An 11,916-nucleotide genomic window follows, 5' to 3' on the forward strand; every position below is an offset into this window, starting at 1 on the left:
TTTTACTAATTTTATCTATAAAATATTTGGATATCAAGTTGATATTATATTCGGGAGGCCTTTTCATGTCTGGAAATAAAGTTAAAGTTAAAAAGCAAACCATTGATCCATCTCTAACTTTAGAAGATGTAAAAAAACAATTAATTGAAAAAGGTAAAAAAGAAGGGCACCTAAGCCATGAAGAAGTTGCTGAAAAATTACAAAACTTCGAAATGGATTCTGACCAAATGGATGAACTATTTGATCAATTAACAGATAACGATATTAGTTTAGTTAATGAAAAAGATAGTTCTGATAAAGATTCTAAATTGAATCTAAACGATTTAAGTGCACCTCCAGGTGTAAAAATAAATGATCCAGTTCGTATGTATCTAAAAGAAATTGGACGAGTAGATTTATTAAACGCTCAAGAAGAAATTGAATTGGCTAAAAAAATTGAGCAAGGCGACGAAGTTGCCAAATCTCGTTTAGCCGAAGCTAACTTACGTCTTGTTGTTAGTATCGCGAAGAGATATGTAGGTCGTGGCATGTTATTCTTAGACCTTATCCAAGAAGGTAATATGGGATTAATAAAAGCTGTTGAAAAATTTGATTTTAATAAAGGATTTAAATTTTCAACTTATGCAACGTGGTGGATTCGTCAAGCGATTACGCGTGCCATTGCTGACCAAGCGCGTACAATACGTATTCCTGTTCACATGGTTGAAACAATCAACAAGTTAATCCGTGTTCAGAGACAATTATTACAAGACTTAGGCCGTGACCCTGCTCCTGAAGAAATCGGAGAAGAAATGGACTTACCTCCTGAGAAAGTAAGAGAAATACTGAAAATTGCTCAGGAACCTGTTTCATTAGAAACGCCAATAGGTGAGGAAGATGACAGTCATTTAGGGGATTTCATTGAAGACCAAGAAGCGCAAAGCCCTTCTGATCATGCAGCTTATGAACTATTAAAAGAACAATTAGAAGATGTATTAGACACATTAACTGATCGTGAAGAAAATGTATTGCGTTTACGTTTTGGATTAGATGATGGTAGAACACGTACACTAGAAGAAGTTGGTAAAGTATTTGGTGTTACAAGAGAACGTATTCGTCAGATAGAAGCAAAAGCACTTAGAAAATTAAGACATCCAAGTAGAAGCAAACGTCTAAAAGATTTTATGGACTAATTTTTAGCGCTTGAGGCATCGACTATACATTAAATGGGTATTGATGTGTCTCTATATACACATGTATAATAGCTGACGAAGTGCACAATACGCTATTTAATAGCTTTAAAACAAGTTAGTGATACAGGGAGCGGGAATACGAGATCAAATTAAAAATTTTGATTTCTCTTCCGCTCCTTTTTTACATATTAAAAGGGGAGCACTTTTATGATTCCATTAAATCAAAGATTAAAAAGAGTAAGTAATTATATTAAAGGTGAATATTTAGCAGATATTGGTTCGGATCATGCTTATCTACCTATTTTTGCTATAGAAAATAAATTAACAAGAAGAGCAATTGCAGGCGAAGTCATTAAAGGGCCTTTTGATGCTTCTAAACGAAACGTATGCGAACATCAACTCAGTCACCATATCGATGTACGATTAGGTGACGGGTTAACTGTTATACAAGATGGAGATCCTATAACTACAATTACTATATGTGGCATGGGTGGTCCTCTTATAGCTAAAATTATAAGTGATGGCGCCAATAAATTGTGTAATAAACCGAGATTGGTGTTACAAAGTAATATACAGTCAAGTGCCATTAGAAATAAGCTTACTGAATTAAATTATGGCATAATAGCTGAAGAAATTATGGAAGAAAAAGGCCATATCTATGAAATTATTGTTGCTGAGTACTTCGAAAAAATACCACCTATGACTCAAATAGAATTAAAATTTGGACCCGAATTGGTTAAAGATAAAAATGATTTATTTAACAAAAAATGGGAACGTGAAAAAGAAGCATTATTAAAGATAAAGAATAATTTAAATCCTAAAATACATGCCCAACGTTTAGACGAAATTAATGATGAGTTAGATTTAATTAATGAGGTGTTATAAATGATTATAGATGAATTATTAAAAACTATTAATACACATGTACCTTTTGATACAGCAGAATCATGGGATAACGTAGGTTTATTAATTGGTGATAAAGCTAACAAAGTCACAGGTATATTAACAGCACTCGATTGCACTGAAGAGATTGTTGATGAAACGTTAGATAAAGGCTATAATACAATAATTTGTCATCATCCTCTTATTTTTAAAGGGGTGAAAAATATTACTCAACAAGAAGGATATGGGGCAATCATACGTAAACTAATCAAAAACGACATTAATCTCATTGCATTACACACTAACTTGGATGTTTATCCAAAAGGTGTGAATGCGATGCTTTCTAATAAATTAGGTTTAGAAAAACAACAGATTTTAAACCCTGAAAATATACCTTATTACAAAGTTCAAGTATTTATTCCTGAAGAAAATTTAAGCGATTTTAAAGATGTATTAAGTGAAGCAGGTATAGCTCAAGAGGGGGATTATCAATACTGTTTTTTCGAAAGCCCTGGCACTGGTCAATTTAAGCCAGTAGATAGTGCAAACCCACATATCGGTGAAATAGATCAAATTTCTAAAGTACAAGAATATAAATTAGAATTTATGATTGACCATACACAAAGAACTTTAACGCAAGACTTAATAATACAACATCATCCATATGAAACTCCGGTTTATGATTTTATAGAACTTACAAAACAAGCGAATTACGGTTTAGGCATGATAGGCAAACTTAATGAAGTTACGACAGTGAAAAAATTTGTGAGCCATGTTAAAGCACAATTGAAAATGCCAAGTGTACGTTTCTCTGGCGATGTTAACGCAAACATAGAAACAGTAGCTATTATAGGTGGATCAGGAATTGGATTTGAGTATGCAGCCAGTCAGAAAGGCGCTGACATCTTTGTCACAGGAGATATAAAACACCATGATGCATTAGACGCTAAAATCGCAGGCGTTAATTTATTAGATATCAACCATTACAGTGAATATGTAATGAGAGAAGGGCTATGCCAACTTTTAGAAGATTGGCTGAATGTTGATGATAAAATATTTAATATTGAAGCGTCTGAAATCAATACAGACCCCTTTGAATATTTATAACAACAATTTGTGGCTGAGGCATAATCAATGCTTCAGCCGTTAATATGAATTATTGCGTGACAATTAAAATATAATTGATCTTTGCCAATAATAATATATTATAGTTAACATTCTTAGAGAAAATTATTGGGATATTGCTATAAGTTTATATTAATACTACTAATCAAAAACATTTTATAGCATACATTACTTATTTAACTTGATATGATAATTTAGTTCAAAATTATACGGTAATGCTTTATAATAGATAAGATGAAGATTTAAGGAGGCCAAGACATGGCAAATCACCCATTTGAGAAATTTAATTTAGAACCAAGTCTGATTGATGCTGTGAAAGATTTGAATTTTGATCAACCGACTGAAATTCAAAGCCGAGTAATACCAAAAATAATAAAACAAGTAAATTTAATCGGCCAATCACAAACAGGGACAGGTAAATCCCATGCATTTTTATTACCGTTAATCAATTCAATAGATACAGAATACAAAGAACCGCAAGCAATTGTTGTAGCTCCCACAAGAGAATTAGCGCAACAACTTTTTGATGTTGCTAGCCATATAACAAAATTTAAAGAAGATGTGTCAGTAAAATTATTCATAGGTGGCACAGATATTGAAAAAGATCGTAGTCGTGCAAAGAATCAACCACAACTTGTTATAGGGACACCTACACGTATTAATGATTTAGCTAAACACGGGGATTTACATGTACACTTAGCATCCTACTTAGTCATTGATGAAGCAGATTTAATGATAGATTTAGGGCTAATAGATGAAGTTGATCATATTGCTATAAGATTAGATGAGAAAGCACATATTGCAGTATTCAGTGCAACAATACCTAAATCGTTACATCCATTTTTAAATAAATATCTTGAAAATCCGGATTTTGTAGAGATAGAAAATACAGAAAAAAACAAAAAGAATATAGAATTCTATTTAATTCCAACAAAAGGCGAAGCCAAAATAGAAAAGACTTTAAAGTTAATTGATGTACTGAACCCATATTTATGTATCATTTTCTGTAATAGTAGAGACAGTGCTGATGAATTAGCAAACCAACTTAATGCAGCTGGTTTGAAATTAGGCATGATTCACGGTGGTCTTTCACCTAGAGAACGTAAACAACAAATGAAACGTATTAGAAATTTAGAATTCCAATACGTAATAGCTAGTGATTTAGCATCACGAGGTATTGATATTGATGGTGTAAGTCATGTAATTAACTTTGATGTACCAAATGATATTGATTTCTTCACACATCGTGTAGGACGTACTGGTAGGGGGCAATATAAAGGCGTTGCAATTACTTTGTACAGCCCTGATGAAGAAAATAACGTTGCATTAATTGAACAACGCGGCTATCATTTTGAAAACGTTGATATTAAAGACGATGAGTTAAAGCCTATTAAAGCTCATAATTTACGTCAATCACGTAAAAATAAAGATGATCATTTAACAAATCAATTAAAATATAAAGTTAAAAGTAATAAGAAAAAAGTCAAACCTGGTTATAAGAAGAAATTTAAACGTGATTTGGATGATTTAAAACGAAAAGAACGCAAACAATTTAGTAAGCAAAAGAGTAGACAGGAAAGAAAAAATAGAAAAGGATAGGTGAATTTTATGTTATTAGGGTCTCATGTATCGATGAATGGTAAAAAAATGTTAGAAGGCTCAGCTGAAGAAGCCCAAAAATTTGGTGAGTCTACATTTATGATTTATACAGGTGCGCCACAAAACACTAGAAGAAAGCCTATCGAAGAATTAAATATTGAAAAAGGTCATGAAGTAATGAAAGCTCATGGTCTATCAAATATTGTTGTGCATGCACCTTATATTATAAATATTGCTAATACAGTTAAACCACATGTCTTTGAACTTGGTGTGGAGTTCTTACAAAGTGAAATTGAACGTACACAAGCACTAGGCGCGAAAGATATAGTATTACACCCAGGTGCTCATGTTGGCGAAGGTACAGATGCAGGTATCAAAAAGATAATAGAAGGCCTTAACGAAGTTCTAACGAATGATAATGATGTTAGAATAGCATTAGAAACAATGGCTGGTAAGGGATCTGAAATTGGCAGAAACTTTGAAGAGATAGCCAGAATTATTGATGGAGTAGATCATAATGAAAGACTATCTGTCTGTTTTGATACATGTCATACACACGATGCCGGTTATAACGTAAAAGAAGATTTTGATGGTGTTTTAAACGAATTTGATAAAATTATAGGTGTCGATAGAATTAAAGTCGTGCATGTAAACGATAGTAAAAATGATATTGGAGCACATAAAGATAGGCACGAAAATATTGGATTTGGTTATATTGGGTTCGATGCGCTTAACTATATTGTACATCACGATACTTTTAAAGAAATTCCAAAAATATTAGAAACACCTTATGTGGGTGAAGATAAAAAGAACAAGAAACCACCATATAAATTAGAAATTGAAATGTTAAAACAACAACAATTTGATCCAGATTTGAAGAGTAAAATTTTAAATCAATAATAATATTTCTTAAAAATTGACCGGATATTAAAGGGTTTAATTAATCACTTTTAAACAATATAATAAGAAATATGCTGGGAATTTGTTCTGCTAGAACGGCAAGAGTAATATGTGAATTCTAATGATCCACTTAGAATTCGCATGTTACTCTTTTTTTGATAATTCGTAAACATTACTATTTACATAATTAATATCTCATTGTATAGTATAGAACGAGGTGAAAACATGTCTACGCCAGTATTCGAATTAAAAAATATAGATTATTATTTTGACAACAAACAAGTACTTGAAAATATAAATATTAAAATTAATAGAGGAGAGTTTGTTGCAATTGTAGGACCAAATGGTGCCGGGAAATCAACTTTACTAAAAATTATACTTGGCTTATTACCAATCCAAAAAGGCCAAATTTATGTTGATGGGAAAGACTATAATGGAAATCAATCTTTACTTAAAATTAGTTACGTTTCCCAAAAAGCACAAGCGTTTAAAGCAGGCTTCCCTGCTAGCGTTAAAGAAGTCGTGATCAGTGGGCTTACCAAGCGCAAGAAACTATTTCAATGGTTCAATAAAAAAGATGAGCAAAGTGTAAAAACTGTTTTATCACGTCTTAATATTGAACATTTAATTGACAAAAACATAGCTGAATTATCCGGTGGACAACAGCAAAGAGTGTTAATTGCACGTGCGTTAATCAGTGAACCATCTGTACTAATTCTTGATGAACCAACTAGTGGGATTGATGCAAAACACGTGAGTGAATTTTATGAGACTTTGGATACATTAAAGAATGAAGGTGTAACCATTATTCTTGTTACACATGATATTGGTGTTGTTGCAGACACAGCAACTGAAGTAGCTTGCTTGAATAAGCATTTACATTTTCATGGTACAACTGAAGATTTTAAATCGCTAGATGAAGTTGAAATATCAAAAATTTATGGTCATCCTATTCAATTTGTTGATCATCAGCATAGTAGGGAGTGTTGTTCGTCATGATTGAAGCCTTACTAAATTTTGATTTCATGAGATATTCACTTATAAGTGGGCTTCTTATTGGCTTAATTGCACCATTAATCGGTGCTTTCATTGTTGTGAGGAGACTATCATTAATTGCTGATGCGTTAAGTCATGTCACGCTTGGTGGTATTTCATTTGGAATGTTTGTTGTTACAATAATCCCAACAGTGGCATTTATAAATCCAATGTGGTTTGGTATTCTATTTGCTGTGATTGGCGCATTACTTATTGAAAAGTTAAGAACTTCTTATAGTAACTATCAAGAAATTGCTATTCCAATTATTATGAGTGCGGGAATCGCCTTAAGTGCAATATTTATTTCACTTGCAGACGGCTTTAATCAAGAAATTGTTGGATTATTGTTTGGTTCTATCAGTGCAGTAACATTAAGTGACTTATTTACAATTATTGTAATTGTCATCGTTGTTCTTATATTTATATTTTCTTTTTACAAAGAATTATTTATATTATCTTTTGATGAAGAATATAGTAAAGTAATAGGAATACCTAAATGGATTCAATTTATATTTATTATTATTGTAGCAATGGTTATATCTGCATCTATGCGTGTTGTAGGTATCTTATTAGTGAGTGCACTAATAACGTTACCTGTAGCAATTTCAATGCGACTCACAAAAGGTTTTAAACAGTTAATCATTTTAAGCGTTGTTATTGGAGAAATTTCAGTCATTGGAGGACTCGTATTAGCGTTTTATATGAATATATCACCAGGTGGTGTAATTGTAGTATTACTTGTACTAATACTCGCTATTACGATGATGTATCAGAAATTTAGAATAAGAACAATTAAAGGAGATGCTAACGATGAAAACTGAAGAGGCTATTAATATCATTAAAAATCACGGACATAAATATACAAATAAGAGACGTGAAATGCTTGATATATTTGTTTCTGAAGATAAATATATCAACGCGAAATTAATCCAGCAAGAAATGGATAAAAATTTCCCAGGCATATCGTTTGATACAATTTATCGTAATTTACATTTATTTAAAGATTTAGGTATAGTTGAAGGCACAGAATTAGACGGAGAGATGAAATTTAGAATTGCTTGCACAGACCATCACCACCATCATTTTATATGCGAGTCATGTGGCGATACAAAAGTAATTGATTTCTGTCCTATTGAACAAATTAGAGCGTTTCTTCCTAAAGTTGATATCCATACACATAAATTAGAAGTTTATGGCGTATGTGAAACTTGTCAACAAGCTTGATTATAAATTGTACAAATGAGAGTAAAAATACAAAATATTTTCCACAAATCATAGGTCTTTCGTATGAATTAAATTGAATTTTTAAAATTGTTGCATAAACATGTTTAAATAAGTCCAATTTGAGATATACTAGTAGAGTAACTAAAGATGACAAATATTATTCAATAACGTTTCAATTAAACTTTAAGCAGATTAATTGTTGTTATCATAATTAGTTGTTATGCTTTATTTAAAGATTAATTAGGAGGATGATTATTTATGGCTTTTGAATTACCAAACTTACCTTATGGTTTTGATGCATTGGAACCACACATTGATCAACAAACAATGGAAATTCACCATGGCAAACACCATAACACTTATGTAACTAAATTAAACGCAGCAGTAGAAGGAACTGATTTAGAATCTAAATCAATTGAAGAAATTGTTGCGAATCTAGACAGTGTTCCAGAAAACATTCAAACAGCTGTTCGCAATAATGGCGGTGGACATTTAAACCACTCATTATTCTGGGAATTATTAACTCCAAACTCAGAAGAAAAAGGTACTGTTGTTGACAAAATTAAAGAACAATGGGGCTCTTTAGACGCATTTAAAGAAGAATTTGCAGACAAAGCAGCAGCACGTTTCGGTTCAGGTTGGGCATGGCTAGTAGTTAATAACGGTAACTTAGAAATCGTTACTACACCTAACCAAGATAATCCAATTACTGAAGGCAAAACACCTATCTTAGGATTAGATGTTTGGGAACATGCTTATTATCTTAAATACCAAAACAAACGTCCAGACTATATTAGTGCATTCTGGAACGTTGTAAATTGGGAAAAAGTTGACGAATTATATAACGCAGCTAAATAATTGAGCTAGCGAATATGACGGCCTTTTAGTAGGTCGTCATTTTTTTTAACTAAAATAATAGAAATATTCGCTAATTTCATATATCATTTGTAGTGAGAACTTTTGAATTGAGGTATGCTGTTTTGTTAAAAAGATTAAAAGAAAAGTCAAATGATGAAAAAATTAGAAATACAATGAATAAAAGAATTAGTTTTATATTTGGTGTGATTGTATTTATTTTTGCAGTAGTTGTCTTAAGGTTAGGTTATTTACAAATTGCACAGGGTTCTCATTATAAACAACTGATAAAAAATAGCGAAAATTTAACAGTTAATGAAGCCGTACCGAGAGGGCGTATATTAGATAGAAACGGTAAAGTCCTTGTTGATAACGCTTCTAAAAAAGCGATTACATATGCGCGTGGTAGAAAAACTTCACAAACAGAAGTTTTAAAAATTGCAAAAGATCTATCTGATTTAATTAAAATGGATACTGACAAAATAACAGATCGAGATAAACAAGACTATTGGCTTCAATTACATCCAAATAAAGCGAGAGAATTAATGCAAAGCGAACAAGCATTACTTGATGATGGTAGTATTTCTCAAGACGACTATGACGAGTCCTTATATAAAAAAATTGGGAAAAAGCAAATCAACACACTAAGTGATAAAGATTTGCAAGTCTTAGCTATTTATAGAGAAATGATGTCTGGTTCAGCGCTTGATCCACAAATGATTAAAAATGAGGATGTCACTGATGAAGAATACGCAGCGGTCTCACAAAAATTATCAGATTTGCCAGGTGTAAATACGACAATGGATTGGGATAGAAAATATCCAAATGGTGATACATTAAGAGGTATCTTTGGAGATGTATCTACAACCGAAGAAGGTATTCCTAAAGAATTAACCGAGCAATACTTGGCTAAAGGATATTCTCGTAATGATCGTGTAGGAAAATCATATCTAGAATATCAATATGATGATATTTTAAAAGGCAAGAAAAAAGAAATGAAATATACTACTGATAAATCAGGCGAAGTCATTGATTCCAAAGTTATTAATCCTGGCTCTCGTGGAGATGATTTAGTGCTTAGTATTGACATCGACTTACAGAAAAAAACCGAAGAATACTTAGAGAAGCAAATATCAAAACTTCGTAGTGAAGGCGCTAAAGATATGGATAATGCACTAATAGTTGTACAAAATCCAAATAACGGCGATATTTTAGCGATGGCAGGTAAACAAATAGATAAGAATGGCGATTTAACGGATTATGATATAGGCACATTTACATCACAATTTGCTGTTGGCTCATCTGTAAAAGGTGGCACTTTATTAGCCGGTTATCAAAATAATGCAATTAACGTTGGTGATCAAATGGTCGATGAACCACTGAAATTTGCTGGTGGTCTGACAAAACGCTCTTACTTTAACCAAGATGGTAGAAAAACGATAAACGATAAGGAAGCACTAATGCACTCATCTAACGTTTATATGTTCAAGACAGCTTTGAAAATGGCTGGATCTCCCTATTCAGCAAATATGACATTACCAAATGATATTTCTGAGGCAGGCCAAAAGCTACGTAAAGGATTGAATCAAGTAGGGCTTGGCGTTAAAACAGGTATTGATTTACCGAATGAAACAAATGGACAAATTGAACCATTAACTGATAATCCAGGTAATTTCCTTGATTTAGCAATAGGACAATATGATACGTATACACCTTTACAATTGGCACAATATGTTTCTACAATTGGTAATAACGGGTATAGAGTTCAACCACATATTGGCTTAGAAATTAGACAGGCAACAAATAAAGATACATTGGGCCCTGTTAAAGAGAAGGTTAAGGGGAAAGTGCTAAACAGAGTGAATAACTCAGGAGAGCAAATTAAACAAATTCAAGATGGATTTGAAATGGCATTTAATGAAAAACCCGGCACAGGTTATCAAAGTTTTAATGATACCGAAGTTCCATCAGCAGGTAAAACGGGTACAGCCGAAGTTTTCCAAAATGGTGAATCAAGAGTAAACTCAACTTATGTTGGTTATGCACCAATTAAGGACCCTAAACTTGCATTTTCAATTGTCTATACAAACCAACCAGTTCCAGAACCGTGGTTAAATGGTGGAGATTTAGGTAGAGATGTTATAAACTACTATTTTAAAGAACGAGCTAAAAAATAAAATAAGCGATTTTGTTATAAATACTGATATAGTCGTCTTTATTGAAAAATAATACTTTTCAATTTTATAACTAAATGGTATGATTAATAGGTCGTATTTTGAAAAGGTAAGGAGGAATTAGCATGCGCGTAAACGTAACTCTAGCTTGTACAGAATGTGGAGAAAGAAACTACATTACTACAAAAAATAAACGTACTAATCCTGAACGTATAGAAATGAAAAAACACTGTGCACGTGATAACAAACACACTATGCACCGTGAAACAAAATAATTAATATTTTAAGCCAGATTCTAATACAGGATCTGGTTATTTTTTCGTTTATTTTAAAAAGCAGTTAAATGACATTACATTTTTTTAACGTTATAATAATATAAGTATGTATTTGGGGAAGGTGTTCAAGATGTCCAAAAAAACTTTGCGTCAAAAAAATATTAATTTAATGAGACAATTTATGAAACAATCGAATAAGCAAGAGGCAGATCAATATTTAAGCGATCATTTTTTTAATACAGATGAATACAGATTTTCACAACGGATTGGCATTGTATTATCGATGCCCCATGAAGTAAATACATATCCAATTATTCAACAAATGATAGAAGACGGAAAAACTGTTTTTGTACCTGAAACAAATTATCAAACGAAGGAAATGACATTTAAACATGTAGATGATTTAAATCACATTAGTCCAGATGATAAAGGCATTAATCACGTTAACGCAGATACTGAAATCACCAATAATTTAGATTTAGTAGTAGTTCCTGGCGTCGTATTTAATAATATTGGTTACCGTATTGGTTATGGTGGTGGGTATTTTGATAAATTTTTAAGTACTAATAAACAATCTACTATCAGTCTACTATACGACTTTCAATTAAATTCGTTTGAGATAGAAGTACATGATGAACCGGTTGAAAAATTAATCATAGCAACAACTAAATAATG

Annotated in this window: 12 protein-coding genes; all 12 read left to right on the plus strand. The window is 32.1% G+C overall.

What is annotated here, in order from left to right; genetic code table 11:
* Positions 1-65: 65 nt before the first annotated feature.
* The 12 genes from rpoD to ACW5YJ_RS08185 all read left to right on the plus strand — a co-directional run bounded on the left by rpoD (position 66) and on the right by ACW5YJ_RS08185 (position 11,914).
* Positions 66-1,172 carry an RNA polymerase sigma factor RpoD gene (rpoD, locus tag ACW5YJ_RS08130; RefSeq protein ID WP_017724596.1) on the plus strand — a complete coding sequence of 369 codons (1,107 nt, stop codon included), beginning with the start codon at positions 66-68 and terminating at the stop codon, positions 1,170-1,172.
* A gap of 207 nt (positions 1,173-1,379) precedes the next feature.
* On the plus strand, positions 1,380-2,057 hold the full coding sequence (locus ACW5YJ_RS08135; RefSeq protein WP_153672181.1) for a tRNA (adenine(22)-N(1))-methyltransferase: 678 nt from the start codon (positions 1,380-1,382) through the stop codon (positions 2,055-2,057).
* On the plus strand, positions 2,058-3,161 hold the full coding sequence (locus ACW5YJ_RS08140; protein ID WP_017724594.1) for a Nif3-like dinuclear metal center hexameric protein: 1,104 nt from the start codon (positions 2,058-2,060) through the stop codon (positions 3,159-3,161).
* A 276-nt stretch (positions 3,162-3,437) separates the two neighbouring features.
* Positions 3,438-4,778, plus strand: a complete 1,341-nt coding sequence (locus tag ACW5YJ_RS08145; protein ID WP_119604304.1) for a DEAD/DEAH box helicase — start codon at positions 3,438-3,440, stop codon at positions 4,776-4,778.
* Positions 4,779-4,787: 9 nt separating this feature from the next.
* Positions 4,788-5,678, plus strand: coding sequence for a deoxyribonuclease IV (locus ACW5YJ_RS08150; protein ID WP_107551754.1), 891 nt, complete (start codon positions 4,788-4,790; stop codon positions 5,676-5,678).
* A gap of 225 nt (positions 5,679-5,903) precedes the next feature.
* The gene (locus tag ACW5YJ_RS08155; protein WP_017724591.1) at positions 5,904-6,677 is read left to right on the plus strand and encodes a metal ABC transporter ATP-binding protein; all 774 of its coding nucleotides are present in this window, start codon (positions 5,904-5,906) and stop codon (positions 6,675-6,677) included.
* The gene (locus ACW5YJ_RS08160) at positions 6,674-7,534 is read left to right on the plus strand and encodes a metal ABC transporter permease (RefSeq protein WP_107551753.1); all 861 of its coding nucleotides are present in this window, start codon (positions 6,674-6,676) and stop codon (positions 7,532-7,534) included. Before ACW5YJ_RS08155 ends, ACW5YJ_RS08160 begins: the two co-directional genes overlap by 4 nt.
* Positions 7,524-7,937, plus strand: a complete 414-nt coding sequence (locus ACW5YJ_RS08165; RefSeq protein ID WP_107551752.1) for a Fur family transcriptional regulator — start codon at positions 7,524-7,526, stop codon at positions 7,935-7,937. Before ACW5YJ_RS08160 ends, ACW5YJ_RS08165 begins: the two co-directional genes overlap by 11 nt.
* A gap of 258 nt (positions 7,938-8,195) precedes the next feature.
* Positions 8,196-8,795: a superoxide dismutase gene (locus tag ACW5YJ_RS08170; protein ID WP_017724588.1), complete on the plus strand. Its 600-nt coding sequence runs from the start codon at positions 8,196-8,198 to the stop codon at positions 8,793-8,795.
* 122 nt (positions 8,796-8,917) lie between these two features.
* Complete coding sequence (locus tag ACW5YJ_RS08175) at positions 8,918-10,969, plus strand: peptidoglycan D,D-transpeptidase FtsI family protein (RefSeq protein WP_135092638.1); 2,052 nt, start codon at positions 8,918-8,920, stop codon at positions 10,967-10,969.
* Between the two features lie 122 nt (positions 10,970-11,091).
* Positions 11,092-11,241 carry a 50S ribosomal protein L33 gene (rpmG, locus tag ACW5YJ_RS08180; protein WP_002483181.1) on the plus strand — a complete coding sequence of 50 codons (150 nt, stop codon included), beginning with the start codon at positions 11,092-11,094 and terminating at the stop codon, positions 11,239-11,241.
* Positions 11,242-11,371: 130 nt separating this feature from the next.
* Positions 11,372-11,914 carry a 5-formyltetrahydrofolate cyclo-ligase gene (locus ACW5YJ_RS08185; RefSeq protein WP_017724586.1) on the plus strand — a complete coding sequence of 181 codons (543 nt, stop codon included), beginning with the start codon at positions 11,372-11,374 and terminating at the stop codon, positions 11,912-11,914.
* Positions 11,915-11,916 lie beyond the last annotated feature (2 nt).

The sequence above is a fragment of the Staphylococcus sp. mip270_02 genome (assembly GCF_054031535.1).